Source organism: Bradyrhizobium sp. SHOUNA76 (assembly GCF_023006445.1).
Classification (GTDB): domain Bacteria; phylum Pseudomonadota; class Alphaproteobacteria; order Rhizobiales; family Xanthobacteraceae; genus Bradyrhizobium.
This window is the reverse complement of sequence record NZ_JALBHA010000095.1, coordinates 1-16132: the sequence shown is the minus strand read 5'-3', so window position 1 is coordinate 16132 and position 16132 is coordinate 1. Positions and strand designations below refer to the sequence as shown.

Below are 16132 nucleotides of genomic sequence, written 5' to 3'. Positions count from 1 at the left end.
CCGCGCCCGAGGCCGACACCGGCCCACAGGTTCGGCGCGATCTCGAGCTTGTCGCGCTGGCCGCCGTGGAGCTGCGCCATGCGCTGCTGGCCGACGGAATCCATGCGGGCAAAGTTCTTCTGCGCGAGCGCAATGGTCTCGTCGCTGACATGCTTGATCAGCTCGTTCGCCGCGCGCCAGGCCGCGTCATTGGTCTCGCGGACGATCACGTGAAGCCGAATGCCGAAGGAGAGTTTTCTGCCGCGCCGGCTGGCCACCTCCCTCACCTTCGCGATCTTCTCGGCGACCAGCGCCGGCGGCTCGCCCCAGGTGAGATATTTGTCGACGGTGTCGACGGCGACGTCGACGCCGGCATCGGAGGAGCCACCGAAATAGAGCGGCGGCCGCGGCGCCTGCACCGGCGGGAACAAGAGCTTGCCGCCCTCGACATGGATGTGCTTGCCCTCGGCATTGACGGTCTTGCCGGCGAGCAGGTCGCTATAGACGCCCAGGAACTCGCGAGTGACCTCGTAGCGCTCGTCATGACCAAGGAAGATGCCGTCGCCCTTGTTCTCGACGGGATCGCCGCCGGTGACGACGTTGACGAGGAGCCGACCGTTAGTGATGCGGTCGAGGGTCGCCGTCATGCGCGCCGCAACGCTCGGCGATTGCAGGCCGGGGCGGACCGCCACGAGATAGCGCAGCCGCTCGGTGAACGGCGCGACTGAAGAGGCGACGATCCAGGAATCCTCGCAAGAGCGTCCGGTCGGCAGCAGCACGCCGAAATAGCCGAGCTGGTCGGCGGCCTGCGCGATCTGCCGCAGATAGTTGAAGTTGACCTCGCGGCCGCCGATGCCTGTGCCGAGATAGCGGCCGTCGCCGTGGGTCGGCAGGAACCAGAGGATGTTGGCGTTGGGTTGCTTGCTCATGGACTTGCTCACGATCCTGGTTTCCGAGCGACGTCGGAGATCTTGATGGATTTGGGGATGAGGCCCAGCGCGAAGAACGCGTCGGCGACCTGCTGCTGGTCGGCGATGACGGCATCGGTGATCGGCTTGATGCCGTAGGACTGCCGGCTCAAGGCCACCTCGACCACGGGGACCGGCAATCCGATCGCCGGCGCCAGCTGTTCGGCCACCGCATGGATGTCGCCCTTGGCCCAGTCGTCGACCGTGCTCAGCTCGGCGAGCACGACGTCGACGACCTTCGGATTGGCGTCGAGGAATTTCTTCGACGAGAAGTAGAACTGGTAGTTGGCGACGATGCCGGTGCCATCGGTGAGCGTGCGCGCGCCGGTGGCGGCTTCCGCCGCGGCCTGGAACGGATCCCAGATCACCCAGGCATCGACCGCACCGCGCTCGAAGGCGGCGCGGGCATCGGCCGGTGCGAGGAACACCGGCTCGACTTCCGAATATTTCACGCCGGCCTTCTCCAGCGCCTTGACCAGGAGATAGTGGACGTTGGAGCCCTTGTTGAGCGCAACCTTCCTGCCCTTGAGGTCCGCGACCGATTTCAGCGGGCTGTCCTTCGGCACCAGGATCGCCTCACCCTTCGGGGCCGGCGGCTCATAGGCGACATACTGGATCGGCGCACCGGCGGCCTGCGCAAAGATCGGCGGGGCTTCGCCGGTGTTGCCGAAATCGATGGCGCCGACATTGAGCGCCTCGAGCAACGGCGGACCTGACGGGAATTCGGTCCACACCACCTTGTAGCCGTCGGCGGCGAGCTTCGGCTCCAGCGTGCCCTTGCTCTTGAGCAGCACCAGCTTGCCGTATTTCTGGTAGCCGATGCGGACCACCTTGTCCTGTCCGTAGGAGGTGCCGACCGCGGCGGCGACGATGCCGATCGACAGCACGATGGCCGCGATCACGCGCTGGATGATGCGTCTCATGTTCAAACCCTTGTGGATGGGAAGAGTGGTGGGCACGGTCAGGCTGCCGAGTTGCGCCAGACGATGTCGCGGATCTGAATCGGCTTCGGGATCAGGCCGAGCTTGTAGAAGCGGTCGGCGACGCCCTGCTGGGTCACGACGATGTCGTCGGTAACCGGACCGACCACGAAGTTCGCGCGGTTGGCAGCAACGGTCTGGATGTCCAGCGGCACGCCGGTGATCGCGGCGAGCGACTTTGCGACCTCGTCGCGATGCTGTTCGGCCCATTTACCGGCGGTGGTCGTGACATCGACGATCTGTTGCAGAACCGCACCATGGTGCTTCGCGAACTCGCGATTGGCGATGTAGAAGGAATTGGTCTTGGTGACCTCGCGCGAGTTGACCAGGATGCGGCCGTTCTGCTTGGCCTCGCCGATCGCGAAATAGGGATCCCAGATCGCCCAGGCCTCGATGCTGCCATTGGCGAAGGCGGGACCTGCGTCCGGCGGCGTCAGATAGACCGGCATGATGTCGGCATAGGTGAGACCTGCCTTCTCCAGCGTCTGCACCACGATGTTGTGCGCGCTGGAGCCCTTGGTGAAGCCGATGCGCTTGCCCTTCAGATCGGCGATGGTGCGGATCGGGGAGTCCTTCGGCACCAAAATGCCCTGGCCGTTGGTGATGGGCTGGCCGGCGGCATAGACAATGGCCGCGCCCGCGGCCTGGGCGAACACCGGCGGAGAATCGCCGACCGCGCCGAAATCGACGCTGCCGACATTCATCGCCTCCATCATCGGCGGGCCCGAGGAGAACTCGATCCATTTCACCTCGATGCCTTGCGGTGTGAAATGTTTTTCCAGCGAAGCTTGCTGACGCGCGATCACCAGCACGCCGGTCTTCTGATAGCCGATACGAATTTCCTTCACCGCGTTCTGCGCATTGGCGCGCGAAGCGAATGCAGCCGCGGCTGCAGTTCCAGCAGAGAGCCTCAAGAAGTCACGACGCTGCATTCCACACTCCCGGCCGCATGCGGCCGCTGTTCATTCACGTGTGGATGATGATGGTGCGGGTTACTGGAGGTGTCGAGACGTCCGGGAAAATAGCGATGCGAGCACTGCGCACGCGGCCGTGCACATGATTAATCTTTCAAGCGGCGACGACGATGCAGAGCGATTCTTTTCGCACGTGAATGTGAGCGCCGCACTCCTGCCCTCGCCTTCGCCGTCATTCCCCGCGAAAGCGGGGGATCCAGCATTTCAGAGACGTCCACAGTTCACACGACTGCCGCGGCGTACTGGATCGCCCGCCTCGCGGGCGATGACACCGTCCTTTTGGCGCGTGTGCACTTCCCGCCTAATGCCACCGCACCGGCAAATTCTGCAGCCCGCGGAACGCCCAGCCGCCGATCCGCACCTCCTCGTCATCGGCCAAGGCAAGTTGCCTGGCGCGGGCGAACACGGTCGGCAGCGCGACGTCCGCGATCATGGCGCGGGAGGCCCACGCGCCGGCGCAGAAATGCGGACCCGCGCCGAACGCGACGCTCTTCGTCGTATCACGCCGCACGTCGAACTGATCGGCGCGGTCAAAATGCTTCTCGTCGCGATTGGCCGAGCCGAACATCAGGAACACGCGCTCATCAAGCTCGAACGACACGTCGCGGATCGTCCACGGTTTTGCGATCCGGCGCGGCGACATGCCGATCGGCGAGATCCAGCGGGCGTATTCCTCGAATGCCTCGAGCCAGGTCACCTCGCCCTTGCGCACGAGATCGAGCTGCTCGGGATGGGTCAGCAGCGCCCACACCGTGCCGGCAATCGCCTTGCGCGGCTCGTTCTGACCGCCGGAGATCGCGAGTTTTACATTCGCGCGCACGCTCTCCATCGCCATGCCCGAGGCGAGCAGCACGCCGAGGATGCTCTGGTCGGGGTTCTTGCGCATCACCGGCAGGATGTCGTCGATCGCGGCATCGATGCCTGACGTCGCCGCGTGGCAACGCGCCTCGACGGCGGGATCGCCGGCATAGTTGGCGATGCCCTCGATCATGCCTTGCGACCACGCATCCATATCCCCAAAGCCGATATTGGTGAGGCCGGTGATCGACTTCAGGCATTCGCCGGAGAACGGCAGCGCGAAGTCGCGCATGAAATCGATCCGCCCCGGCTCGATCGCATCGAGGATGCGGTCGGCATGGGCCTGGAACAGCGCGGTCCAGTGCGCCTTCACCGTCCTCGGCGACACCGTCGGGAACATGGCGCGGCGTTCGACCTGATGCGCCTCGCCGTCCTTGCGCATCATGTTGTGACCCATCAGCCGGTTCATCAGGCCGGCGGGCTGGTGCGAGGAGAACACGTCGATCTGCTTCTCGGAGATCGAGATGTCGTCGCGGCTCGTCAGCAGCGTCGAGCCGAGCTGCGGCACGAAGGCGATCGGCGCCTGCTTGCGCATCGTTGCGAGCATCGGATAGGGGTCGGCCCAGAATGCGGCCGGGTCGATGTCGATGCGCGGCGCGGTACTCAAGACGGTTTCCCCTGGGGTATGCTCCAGGGCAGACTAGCGAACTCCGCGGCCGGCGTCTGTCCCTAGTGATAGGGACCGACTGAGTTACCGGGCCTCGGCGACCTTCGGTCCAGACGGCAGCATCTGTGCGTTGGCCGCCAAGGGTCGCTTCGATGCCGACGTCGGGTCCGGCAATCGGAAAGCGGCGTCGGCGGGCGCTGCCTGCAATGGCCGGCGGGCAGCGGTCGCCGGAAGCACGATCACTTTTGCTCCGACTTTCACCCGCTCATAGAGGTCCGTCACGTCGTCATTGGTCAGCCGGATACAGCCGGACGAAACCTTCTTCCCGATCGTATCGGGGTTGTTGGTGCCGTGAATGCGATATTCGGTCTCGCCGAGATACATCGCGCGGGCACCGAGCGGGTTGCCGGGACCGCCTGCCATGAACCGCGGCAGATAGGGCTGACGTCCGATCATCTCTGCGGGCGGATGCCAATCCGGCCATTCTGCCTTACGGGCCACGGTCTGCTCACCGGACCATGTGAAACCTTCGCGGCCGACACCGATGCCGTAGCGCATCGCCTGCCTGTCATTGAGGACGAAATAGAGGAACGTGTGTCCGGTATCGATGATCACGGTGCCCGGCGGCTGGTGGCTGGCATAGTCGACCACCTGCCGGACAAGTGCGCCGGGACCGTCAGCGGCTTTTGGCGGCTCGACCAGCGCTGCCGCCGGGGCCGGAATCGGAGCGGGAACTGCAGCCGGGGCCGGAGTCGGCGCTGACGCGCGAACCGGAGGTGCCACGTAAACCGGCGTTGACGACGCCTGGGCTTGTTGCGCGGACGGCTTCCGTACCGGTTGCACGCCCGCCGGGCCGGACAGCAAACCGTAGCCCAAAGCGCCGACGGCCACGGCGCCAATGGCAACTCTCGCGACCATTGGGATTGCGAGCGTCTCTGCCTTCTTGCCGCGTTTGGCTCGCTTGCTCATACCCTTCTCCAGGTCACCATGCCCAAGAGAGGTATCGAGCAAAATTTAAGAAACTTCGAAGCGATGTCGCTCAGGCAGGAACCGCCAGCGATGGTTAACGCCGACTTCTTGCGGGGCAGCCTGAGAATTGGGAGCTATCGCTTGCTATCTGGGTAGCGACCTGGACGACGCGCTTCGAGGTCGCCCGGCGGATCGGACATGCTCCGCTCGTCATGGACGGCGGCTTCGGGTCAAAGCTCATCTCGCCAGCTTGCTGGACCGAGTCAGATCAACGCTGCAGAGCGGACACAGACTCTCCCCACCGAATGTCGGCTATGCGCGCCAATTCCGGACTCTTGCGCCGCAAAAAAGGAAGTAGCAACACTACGTCCTTGCAGGGCGAGCTAGGTGGACTGAGGGGGGCTGTGTGAGAAGCGAGATTCGATTTGTGATGCATCCGGATGACGAGGCTGTCCTGATGTCGGAGTTGTTACGCGACCCCGTGGTTCTTCTCGTAGATGGCCCGCGGTGGAAGTCGGCAGCGCCCCCCACAACTCGAAATGTCGCTTCTGTCGGTTACCACTGCATCATCTGGTCCCCCGAGGACCTGCCAAAGCTACCAGCCGAATTCATCCTATCGTGCAACGATTGGTATTGCAGAGGAGAGTATGCAACAATTCAATTCATAAGGTGCGTGATCACCAGCACGGTGATCACACAGGGCCGATTTGCAATCGCGACTGATCAGGCAAGCGAGAAGACCGCGGCGAACGTCGAACGCCGTTACAATTTGTTGCGTCGTTGGATCAAGAAAACCTGCGTCAACTCCGTCGTCCGTTGGCGCAATCCGGGGATTCCGGAAGCCCCGGCCGGACCAAACAGATCCGCGAATCCAAGCAGCCCAGACCGATCGCTATGGGTTGGACCCTCTGCGATGAATTGGCTGACCGCCGATGCAACACGGCGGATCAAAATCTCGCCAGAGACCCTTGTAGAAGGGTTTATCAGCCAACGATCGATCTGACGTCGGACCCTGCGGTCAGCTTAGCATGACCCGCAAGATGTCCCAGTTTCCGCGACGAGAGGGACTTTGGCGATGCTTCGCTGCTGTCGAAGGGAAGCTTGTCTGCATTGGGTCAAAGGCTGCCCTCACCGGCCAGCATGACCTTGTCGGGTCCCCTCCCGGAAGCAGACGTCGCCACGGTCGGAACGAAGGTCCGTTACGGGCCAGACGCGGACCCATTACATTTCACCGCACATTGAGCAGTACCCATAGCTGTGAAATCTTGCCGTCATCGAAAATGGCCACGTCCGCACCCGTCACGGTTGCCGGGCCGCCTTCAGGTCCGGCGTGCCATGAGAGATGTGCCAATCCGTGATGCCCGACTGCTGCACCCTCGGGTACAAAACGAAATGCTGGTCCAAATTGCTTGAGCAAATCTCCGGCAACGCGCGAGATTGCTTCCCGACCTTTTACAATATTTGTCGGTTCATACATGACCGGCTGTTCGACGAACAAATCATCGATGGCGGTCCGACGCTTATCGTCATCCCGTTCGTTGAATACCCGCTCTAGATTCGATCGAAGGATGTCGTCAAAATCGACTTCTTGCTTTGTCATCTGCATTCCATTCTTGATCTACCTGCCTTCAAGCGAACTTGAGGGACCTTGGATACCTGTTTTTGCAAGCAGGTACAAACAGCCCCGCGTTCGCCCTCAAAGGTAAAAGGGCCAGCAGAGTGCGCGACAGAATGTCCGCTGTGGGTCAAAAAGGCGACGATCCTGGCGACCAACGGCATGTCCGCTTCGCTCTCGGAAACAGACTTCTCCCTCAGTTGAGGCCGCGCGGACTCGCGAGCAGCCGCAGCACGATCGAAAACAATTCGTTCTGCGAGGAGATGCCGAGTCGCTGATAGGCGCGCTTGCGGTAGGTCAGCGTGGAATGCAGGCTGATGCCGAGCGCTTGCGAGATCGCCTCGGAGCTGAAGCCGAGCAAAATGCGGCGGCAGACCTCCTGCTCGCGCGGCGTCAGCGCGGAGAGCGGCGCGCGTGTCGCGAACAATGCGGCGAGGTTCTGGTCGGGCGTCGCGGTCGAGGCCTGCTGGAAATGACGTGCGACGCTGGCACCGATCGCGGGCGCGATTGTTTGAAGCCGCACACGCTCGGCATCGCTGAAGCGGCCCTGGGCCGTGATGCGATAGAAGTTGACGTAGAAGCAGGTGTCGCCGGTCCAGATCGCGGTCGCGCATTTGTCGACGATGCCGGAATCGAGGAAGAAGATCTTGCGGTAGCGCGCGCCGTACATGCGCGGCGCGAAGGACGGCAGCATGATCGGGGCGCCGCCCTCGGTTTCGAACAGCACATCGCGGTTGGGATCGGATTCATGGAACTGGCCGGCATAGGCCGCGCCGAGATCGCCGCCGATCGGGATGTTGCCGGCATCGAGCAGGCAGTCTACGGCGCCAGCGCGCGACAGCGCGAACACCATGCAATGGCCGACATCGGCCTGCCGGCGCAGCGTGTCGATCAGGACTTCTGGGAAATCGGAGCGGCCGATGGCGAGCACCGCGGGCGTGATATCGCCGGCCGCCGGATTTGCAGGCGTTCCGCGAGACCACATCGTTCTCTCCCTATCGCCGTTTGCTGAAGGTTTATCAGCAATGGCCACGCAGCGGAAGACGCAGGGCGCCTGGATATGCCGCGCAAGGCCGCCGCCCCCCGTGGACGGAGGGCTCCACTCAGGAATTCGTTTGCCGCAGGATCTTGTCCATTGTCTTTCCCTTGGCCAGCTCATCGATCAGCTTGTCCAGGTAGCGGATCTCTCGCATCGTTGGTTCTTTGATGTCCTCCACCCGGACGCCGCAGACGACGCCCTTGATCATGGATCGAGAAGGATTGATCCGAGGCGCCTGCGCAAAGAAGGTTTCAAAGTCCGTCTGCTTCTTCAGCTGAGCTTCCAGCTCCTTCTGACCATAGCCGGTCAGCCAGGAGATGATCTGATCGACCTCGGCTTTTGTCCGCCCCTTTTTCTCGGCTTTCGCAACGTAAAGCGGATACACGCTGGCGAAGCTCATCGTGTAGATTCGGTGCTTTGTCACGATGCGTAGTCCCCCTACCCCGCCGCAGCCTTCGCCGGTGCCACATTGATGGCGAGCTTGCCGTAGCGGTCGGTGAACGCCTCGGTGTCGATCTCTTCCAGCTTGATCTCGCCGCTCATCACACCCTGCTTCCACGCCGCCTGCGCCGGATCGTTCTGAAACTCCGGCATCACCTCGCGGCCGAACAGCTCGAGCGATTCGCAGATGTGCTCGTGGCTGTTCTTACCGGCCTGGTTGAGCAGGATGACCTGGTCGATATGCGACGACTGGAACCGCTTCAGCTTCTTTCGGATCGTCTCGGGCGAACCGATCAGGCCGCCGCGCAAGGCCGCCTCCTGCGCCCCGGGATTGTCGCGCTTCCATTTGTTGTACTCGTCCCACATGTTGACGGTGTAGGGCGCGGGCCGCTGGCGGTTCTGCGAGGCGCCGTAGAAGCGCAGCGCGAACTGGAAGAAGGTGGCGCCGTCGGCGCGGGCACGCGCCTCCTCGTCGGTCTTGGCGCACATGAAGAACGAGACCAGCGCCATGTTGGGGTTGATCTCGTAGTCCGCAAGCTTGGAGAGCCGCTTGGTCATGGCGTTGTAATAGGCGTGCACCCAGGCGTGCGCGGCATCGGCGCTGACGAACTGGAAGCCGAGCGCGCCAAAACCGTGGCGGCCGGCGCGCTCGATGGTCGGCAGCTGCGAGCAGGCCATCCACAGCGGCGGATGCGGCTTCTGCACCGGCTTCGGCACGACATTGCGCAGGGGGATGTCGAAATACTTGCCGTGATACTCGCTGCCTGCGTCCTTGAACATCGGGAAGATCGCGGCCACGGCCTCCTCGAACACCTCCTTCTTGGTCTCCATGTCGCGGCCGAACGGGGTGAGCTCGGTGATCGAGGCGCTCTCGCCCATGCCGAATTCGCAGCGGCCGTTGCTGAGCAGGTCCAGCACCGCGACACGCTCGGCAACGCGGGCCGGATGGTTGGTGGTGAGCTGGAGGATGCCGTGGCCGAGCCGGATGTTCCTGGTGCGCTGGCTGGCGGCGGCGAGGAAGGATTCCGGCGAGGGCGAGTGCGAGTATTCCTCGAGGAAATGATGCTCGACCACCCAGGCATGGTCGTAGCCGAGCTTGTCGGCGAGTTCCATCTGCGAGAGAGCGTTCTGGTAGAGGGCGAACTCGTCGCCGGCCACCCAGGGCCGCGGCAATTGCAGCTCGTAGAAGATGCCGAACTTCATGGGCGTCGCTCTCCCGCATTATTGTTGTTAACGTCATCTTAATGCGCGAGACGGCGCTGTCTACGAAGTCCCAATTCCGCCCCGCGGACAACGCTCGGGCGTCGCGCGCGATCAACACAATGCTGACGGTGCGGTGTGCAACGCAGCGTTCGCTCTGAGCCGGTTGATCTAAATCAAGGTACCTGGAGCTCGTCCTCCTAAGGTGTCGTCAAGGCAACGGCCCGGATGCCGTCCCGATTCCCATACCATTCAGAGAGACCGAATATGTCGGCCCCTGACGACACGACTTCGCGCGTGCGCCGTAAGCGCATGGAGATTTTTGCGTTCCTGTTCCTGACCGCGGTCGTAATGCCCGTCCTCGCGGTCGGAACGGTCGGCACTTACGGGCTCGGGGTCTGGATCTACCAGATGTTCGCCGGCCCTCCCGGCCCGCCGCCCTCCCCGCATTGATCCCCAACGAGCGAAAGACAGGCATCATCATGGCTCACGCCACACTCAATCGCCGCGCCTTGATCACCGGCCGGGTGCTCAGCGCCGACCGCGTCATCGCGCCGCCGGGCGCCGAGATCGCCAGCATCATCGTGCAGGCGCGCCCCGAGCATCTCGCCGAGCTCGAAGCCGAGATCACCGCGCTGCCGGGCTGCGAGATCCACGGCCGCGATCCGCGCGGCAAGCTTGTCGTCGTGACCGAAGCGCCCGATGCCGGCAGCCTCGGCACCATGCTCAACACCATCCAGTCGCTGCAACACGTCTATTCCGCCGCACTGGTCTTCCACGCCATTGAAACCGCCTGAGTCAGGAAGAGCCATCATGACATCGCCCAAGCTCGACCGCCGCCAGATGCTGAAGCTCGAGGCCGCCGCGATCGCGGCCGCCGCCGCTGGCATGCCGGCTCCGGCGCTCGCCGCCAATCTCGTTACCGAGCGCAACAACAGCGAAATGAAGTGGGACAAGGCCGCCTGCCGTTTCTGCGGCACCGGCTGCTCGGTGATGGTCGGGACCAAGGACAATCGCGTCGTCGCGACGCACGGCGACATCAAGGCCGAGGTCAATCGCGGCCTCAACTGCGTCAAGGGCTACTTCCTCTCCAAGATCATGTACGGCCACGACCGCCTGACCCAGCCGATGCTGCGCAAGACGAACGGCAAGTACGACAAGAACGGCGAGTTCACGCCGGTGTCCTGGACCGAAGCCTTCGACATCATGGAGCTGAAGTGGAAGGAGGCGATCAAGAAGCGCGGGCCCAACGGCGTCGCGATGTTCGGCTCCGGCCAGTGGACGATCTGGGAAGGCTATGCCGCCTCGAAACTGTTCAAGGCCGGCTTCCGCACCAACAACATCGACCCCAATGCGCGGCACTGCATGGCGTCCGCCGTCGCCGGCATGATGCGGACCTTCGGCATCGACGAGCCGTCAGGCTGCTATGACGACATCGAGGCGACCGACGCCTTCGTGCTGTGGGGCTCCAACATGGCGGAGATGCACCCGATCCTGTGGACGCGTCTGGCCGACCGCCGTCTCTCGGCGCCGCATGTCCGCGTCGCCGTGCTCTCGACCTTCGAGCACCGCTCGTTCGACCTCGCCGACATCGGCATGGTGTTCAAGCCGCAGACCGACCTCTACATCCTCAACGCCATCGCCAACCACATCATCAAGACCGGCCGGGTCAACAAGGACTTCGTCGCCGCACATACGGTGTTCAAGCGCGGCCAGACCGATATCGGCTACGGCCTGCGCCCGGAGCATCCGCTCCAGAAGAAGGCGACGGGCGCGTCGAAGCCCAACGACTCCACCGACATCAGCTATGACGAGTTCGTCAAGTTCGTCTCGGAGTACACGTTGGAGAAGGCCGCCGAGATGTCGGGCGTGCCGCTCAACCGGCTGGAGGCACTCGCCGAGCTCTATGCCGATCCCAAGACCAAGGTGGTCTCGTTCTGGACTATGGGCTTCAACCAGCACACCCGCGGCGTCTGGTGCAACAACCTCGTCTACAACATCCACCTTCTGACCGGAAAGATCTCCTCGCCCGGCAACAGCCCGTTCTCGCTGACCGGCCAGCCCTCGGCCTGCGGCACCGCGCGCGAGGTCGGCACCTTCTCGCACCGCCTGCCCGCGGACATGGTCGTGACCAACAAGGCGCATCGCGATCACGCCGAGCACATCTGGCAGCTGCCCGAAGGCACCATTCCGGACAAAAACGGCGCCCACGCCGTGCTGCAAAGCCGGATGCTGAAGGACGGTCTGATCAACGCCTATTGGGTCCAGGTCAACAACAACCTCCAGGCCGGCCCCAACATCAACGAAGAGACCTATCCCGGCTTCCGCAACCCCGACAATTTCATCGTGGTCTCGGATGCCTATCCCTCGGTGACCGCGCTTGCCGCCGACCTGATCCTGCCGACCGCGATGTGGGTGGAGAAGGAAGGCGCCTACGGCAACGCCGAGCGGCGCACCCAGTTCTGGCATCAGCTCGTCTCGGCGCCGGGCGAATCGAAGTCCGATCTCTGGCAGCTCATGGAGTTCTCCAAGCGCTTCAAGATCGAGGAGGTCTGGCCCGAGGAGCTGATCGCCAAGAAGCCGGACGTCCGCGGCAAGACGCTGTTCGACGTGCTCTACAAGAACGGCCAGGTCGACAAATTCCCTGTAACCGACATCGAGCCCGGCTACGCCAACGACGAATCCAAGGCCTTCGGCTTCTACGTCCACAAAGGCCTGTTCGAGGAATATGCCCAGTTCGGCCGCGGTCATGGCCACGACCTCGCGCCGTTCGACACTTATCACCGCGAGCGCGGCCTGCGCTGGCCGGTGGTCAACGGCCAGGAGACGAAGTGGCGCTTCCGCGAGGGCAGCGACCCCTACGTCAAGCAGGGCGCCGAGGTGCAGTTCTACGGCTACCCCGACGGCAAGGCGCGTATCTTTGCGCTGCCGTTCGAGCCGGCGGCGGAATCGCCCGACAACGACTATCCGTACTGGCTCTCGACCGGCCGCGTGCTGGAGCACTGGCACTCCGGCACCATGACGCGCCGCGTGCCCGAGCTCTTCAAGGCCTTCCCCGAAGCCGTCTGCTTCATGCATCCTGACGACGCGTCGGAAGCCAAGCTCCGGCGCGGGGATGAAGTGAAGGTGGTCTCCCGCCGCGGCTTCATCCGCGCCCGGGTCGAAACGCGCGGCCGCGACCGGCCGCCGCGCGGCCTCGTCTTCGTGCCCTGGTTCGACGAATCCAAGCTGATCAACAAGGTGACGCTGGACGCCACCGATCCGATCTCGCTGCAGACCGACTTCAAGAAATGCGCCGTGCGCATCGAGCGGGTGAACCTGTCATGATGAAGAGAATTGCAATTGCCCTGCTCGCGGTCGCAATCGCCGCGGGTACGAGCTCATTGACCGCTCAGACGGTGACGTCAGGCCTGCGCGGCCCGACCCCGCTCAATGACGAGGGCCCGGCGCCGCCGATGCTGCCGAACCGCAACACCTCCGAAAAGGAGGTGCGCAACTATCCGGAGCAGCCGCCGGTGATCCCGCACAATATCGACGGCTACCAGATCGACCTCAACGGCAACAAATGCCTGTCCTGCCACGCGCGGGCGCGCACGGCGGAGTCGCAGGCGCCGATGGTCTCGATCACGCACTTCATGGACCGTGACGGCCAGTTCCTGGCTTCGATCTCGCCGCGCCGCTTCTTCTGCACGGAATGCCACGTGCCGCAGAACACCGCCAATCCGCCGGTCAGCAACGACTTCACCGACATCGACACGCTGCTGTCGCGCTCAAGCCCCGGTGGCCGGCGATGACGACGACCGCTGACGAGCCCAATGCCGAGCTGAAGGCCAAGCGCGGCTTCCTGGCGCGAAGCTGGGACTTTGTGCTGGAGCTCTGGCGGGTGCTGACCCGGCCGAGCTCGGTGTTCGCGCTCGGCACCCTGGTGCTGGCCGGCTTCGTTGCCGGCGTGATCTTCTGGGGCGGTTTCAACACGGCGCTGGAAATCACCAACACCGAGAAGTTCTGCACCGGCTGCCACGAGATGAAGGACAACGTCTACGCCGAGCTGAAGTCGACCATCCACTTCAGCAACCGCTCCGGCGTGCGCGCGACCTGCCCGGACTGCCACGTCCCGCACAACTGGACCGACAAGATCGCGCGCAAGATGCAGGCCTCCAAGGAGGTCTGGGGCAAGATCTTCGGCACCATCGACACCCCCGAGAAATTTAGGGACCACCGGCTCGAGCTGGCGGCCCATGAATGGGCGCGTTTCAAGGCCAACGATTCGCTGGAGTGCCGCAACTGCCACAGCGCCGATTCCATGGACATCACCAAGCAATCGCCGCGGGCATCAGTGGCCCACCAGCGCTTCCTGTTCACCAAGGAAAAGACCTGTATCGACTGCCACAAGGGCATCGCCCACCAGCTGCCCGACATGCGCGGCGTTCCGGGCTGGCAGTAGGGCCGGAGGCAGTGGGATTCGCCCCGCTTGAACCGGCGGGGCGAATGGTTAGTTTTGGCGGGTAGCGAATCGGTCGATTTCGCACCTCTCAAGACAGACATGGCCACCTTTACCCCGCATCAGGATGCCGCGCTCAAGGCCGTCGGCGACTGGCTGAAAGCCAAACCCGGCCGTAACGGCACGCCGCCGGTGTTCCGCCTGTTCGGCTTCGCCGGGACCGGCAAGACCACGCTGGCGCGGCACATCGCCGAGGGCGTCGACGGCGAGGTGAAATTCGCCGCCTTCACCGGCAAGGCCGCCCTCGTCATGCGCAACAAGGGTTGCGACGAGGCCTCCACCATCCACTCGCTGATCTACCGCGCCCGCGAATCCGGCGAGGAGCAGCCGAGCTTCGAATTGTGGGACGACGCGCCGGCCTCGAAAGCCAAGCTGATCGTGATCGACGAATGCTCGATGGTCGACGCCGAACTCGGGCGCGACCTGATGTCGTTCGAGTGCCCGCTGCTGGTGCTGGGAGATCCCGCGCAGCTGCCGCCGATCCAGGGCGGCGGCTTCTTCACCAACACCGAGCCCGACGCGATGCTGACCGAGGTGCATCGCCAGGCGCAGGACGATCCGATCGTGCGGATGTCGATGGACGTCCGCGAGGGACGCGAGCTCGACATCGGCCGCTACGGCGAGAGCGAGGTGGTGTCGCGCAAGGAGCTCGACCCCGATCGCGTCATGGGCGCCGACCAGGTGCTGGTCGGCCGCAACAACACGAGGCGCGCGTACAATATGCGCGTGCGCCAGCGCCAGAACATCGAGGATACCTTTCCGGTCGCCGGCGACAAGCTGGTGTGCCTGCGCAACAACCGCAAGAAGGGCCTGTTCAACGGCGGCCTCTGGCGGGTGAAGTCGCGCAACACTACGCGCTCGAAGTCGCGCATCCTGTCGATGCGGCTGTCACCGGACGAGGACTTCGGCCACAAGGTGACCAAGGTCTCGGTGCGCGCCGATTGCTTCGAGGGCGGCGTCGAGCAGATCGCCTGGGAGCAGCGCAAGCCCTATGACGAGTTCGACTATGGCTATGTGCTCACCGTGCACAAGTCGCAGGGCTCGCAATGGGACGACGTCGTGCTGTTCGACGAGAGCTTTGCGTTTCAGGAGAGCCGGGCGCGATGGCTGTACACGGGCATCACGCGGGCGGCGAAAAGGTTGAGCATCGTCGTTTAGAACACCGCTGCCGTAGGGTGGGCAAAGGCGCAACGCGCCGTGCCCACGCGCTTTATTCCTTATAGAGAGAGATCGTGGGCACGGCGCGTTGCGCCTTTGCCCACCCTGCAGCACGACGAACGTGGCCCCTCACTTCCCCGCCACAAAATAGAAATCCTCGCGTCCCGGCGGCGAGCCGTAGGTGAAGGGCTGCTGCCCGTGCCTGGTCGCGGCCCAGACGTCGTCGCGGATGATGTCGAACAGTTTTCGGATCTCGATGCGCGGCTGCTTGATCTCGCGCGCCAGCGCGGTGGCAAATGGGCTGTTGGCGCTGCCGTCGCCGTCCATCGCGGTCTCGCCATGCTTGGCGGCGTAGACCACCATGAAGCCGGCGCCGGGCTCGATGTTGGAAAAACCCTTGTCGACCAGCTTCAGCGACAGCGTGCGCTGCATGGCCGGCGCGAACGGATTGTCGCGGCAGGCATCCAGCACCACGAGACGCACCTTTCGCGCAGCCCCGACGGCGGCGATCACCTGCTCCAGCGCGACGGCCTCGGTCTCGGCGTCCTTGTCGGCGGTGAGCTTGGCGTCGACCGGAACGAGATAGTTCACCCCGCCGATCTCGAAACCGTGGCCGGCATAATAGACCACCGCCCAATCGGCCTTTTCCGCTTCCTCGGCGAAGGCTTTCAGCGTCTGGAAGAACTTGTCGCGGGTGAGGTCTTTCGTGTCCATCACGCTCTGGAAGCCGAGATCGCGCAGCACGCTTGCGATCAGCTTGGAATCGCGCGGCGGATTCGGCAGCGCGTGGGCGTTCTTGTAGGCGCCGTTGCCGATCACCAGCGCGACGCGGCGGCCGGTGGC

Annotated in this window: 16 protein-coding genes; 6 read left to right on the top strand and 10 right to left on the bottom strand. The window is 63.8% G+C overall.

Going from position 1 to position 16132, the window contains the following annotated elements; all coding sequences use genetic code 11:
- The 9 genes from ssuD to MOV74_RS13720 all read right to left on the bottom strand — a co-directional run.
- A partial coding sequence (ssuD, locus tag MOV74_RS13760; RefSeq protein ID WP_246922654.1) for an FMNH2-dependent alkanesulfonate monooxygenase occupies positions 1 to 908 on the bottom strand: 908 nt, incomplete at its 3' end.
- 8 nt (positions 909 to 916) lie between these two features.
- Positions 917 to 1870 (bottom strand): sulfonate ABC transporter substrate-binding protein, encoded by a 954-nt coding sequence (locus tag MOV74_RS13755; protein ID WP_246922651.1) that lies wholly within the window; start codon positions 1868 to 1870, stop codon positions 917 to 919.
- 38 nt (positions 1871 to 1908) lie between these two features.
- A complete protein-coding gene (locus tag MOV74_RS13750) occupies positions 1909 to 2859 on the bottom strand; it encodes a sulfonate ABC transporter substrate-binding protein (RefSeq protein ID WP_246922648.1) in 951 nt (316 codons plus the stop codon).
- A 343-nt stretch (positions 2860 to 3202) separates the two neighbouring features.
- The gene (locus MOV74_RS13745) at positions 3203 to 4366 is read right to left on the bottom strand and encodes a cytochrome P450 (protein ID WP_246922644.1); all 1164 of its coding nucleotides are present in this window, start codon (positions 4364 to 4366) and stop codon (positions 3203 to 3205) included.
- Between the two features lie 84 nt (positions 4367 to 4450).
- Positions 4451 to 5335, bottom strand: coding sequence for a L,D-transpeptidase (locus MOV74_RS13740; RefSeq protein ID WP_246922641.1), 885 nt, complete (start codon positions 5333 to 5335; stop codon positions 4451 to 4453).
- Between the two features lie 1228 nt (positions 5336 to 6563).
- Positions 6564 to 6935, bottom strand: coding sequence for a nuclear transport factor 2 family protein (locus MOV74_RS13735; RefSeq protein ID WP_246922639.1), 372 nt, complete (start codon positions 6933 to 6935; stop codon positions 6564 to 6566).
- A 211-nt stretch (positions 6936 to 7146) separates the two neighbouring features.
- A complete protein-coding gene (locus MOV74_RS13730; RefSeq protein WP_246922637.1) occupies positions 7147 to 7935 on the bottom strand; it encodes a helix-turn-helix transcriptional regulator in 789 nt (262 codons plus the stop codon).
- 118 nt (positions 7936 to 8053) lie between these two features.
- The gene (locus MOV74_RS13725; RefSeq protein WP_246922634.1) at positions 8054 to 8413 is read right to left on the bottom strand and encodes a DUF2200 domain-containing protein; all 360 of its coding nucleotides are present in this window, start codon (positions 8411 to 8413) and stop codon (positions 8054 to 8056) included.
- A gap of 14 nt (positions 8414 to 8427) precedes the next feature.
- A complete protein-coding gene (locus MOV74_RS13720; RefSeq protein ID WP_246922631.1) occupies positions 8428 to 9633 on the bottom strand; it encodes an LLM class flavin-dependent oxidoreductase in 1206 nt (401 codons plus the stop codon).
- Positions 9634 to 9897: 264 nt separating this feature from the next.
- Here MOV74_RS13720 and napE point away from each other — a divergent pair, with 264 nt between their 5' ends.
- From napE to MOV74_RS13690, 6 genes are all read left to right on the top strand, one after another.
- On the top strand, positions 9898 to 10083 hold the full coding sequence (gene napE / locus MOV74_RS13715) for a periplasmic nitrate reductase, NapE protein (protein WP_211389945.1): 186 nt from the start codon (positions 9898 to 9900) through the stop codon (positions 10081 to 10083).
- Between the two features lie 29 nt (positions 10084 to 10112).
- Positions 10113 to 10427: a chaperone NapD gene (locus tag MOV74_RS13710; protein WP_246922627.1), complete on the top strand. Its 315-nt coding sequence runs from the start codon at positions 10113 to 10115 to the stop codon at positions 10425 to 10427.
- Between the two features lie 16 nt (positions 10428 to 10443).
- Positions 10444 to 12957: a nitrate reductase catalytic subunit NapA gene (napA, locus tag MOV74_RS13705; RefSeq protein ID WP_246922624.1), complete on the top strand. Its 2514-nt coding sequence runs from the start codon at positions 10444 to 10446 to the stop codon at positions 12955 to 12957.
- Positions 12954 to 13424 carry a nitrate reductase cytochrome c-type subunit gene (locus MOV74_RS13700; protein WP_246922621.1) on the top strand — a complete coding sequence of 157 codons (471 nt, stop codon included), beginning with the start codon at positions 12954 to 12956 and terminating at the stop codon, positions 13422 to 13424. The genes napA and MOV74_RS13700 overlap by 4 nt, the downstream gene beginning before the upstream one ends.
- Positions 13421 to 14074, top strand: coding sequence for a NapC/NirT family cytochrome c (locus MOV74_RS13695; RefSeq protein WP_246922618.1), 654 nt, complete (start codon positions 13421 to 13423; stop codon positions 14072 to 14074). The genes MOV74_RS13700 and MOV74_RS13695 overlap by 4 nt, the downstream gene beginning before the upstream one ends.
- Before the next feature lie 99 nt (positions 14075 to 14173).
- The gene (locus tag MOV74_RS13690) at positions 14174 to 15289 is read left to right on the top strand and encodes an ATP-dependent RecD-like DNA helicase (RefSeq protein WP_246922615.1); all 1116 of its coding nucleotides are present in this window, start codon (positions 14174 to 14176) and stop codon (positions 15287 to 15289) included.
- Between the two features lie 129 nt (positions 15290 to 15418).
- On the opposite strand, the gene MOV74_RS13685 is transcribed toward MOV74_RS13690, so the two are convergent.
- A partial coding sequence (locus tag MOV74_RS13685) for a caspase family protein (RefSeq protein WP_246922611.1) occupies positions 15419 to 16132 on the bottom strand: 714 nt, incomplete at its 5' end.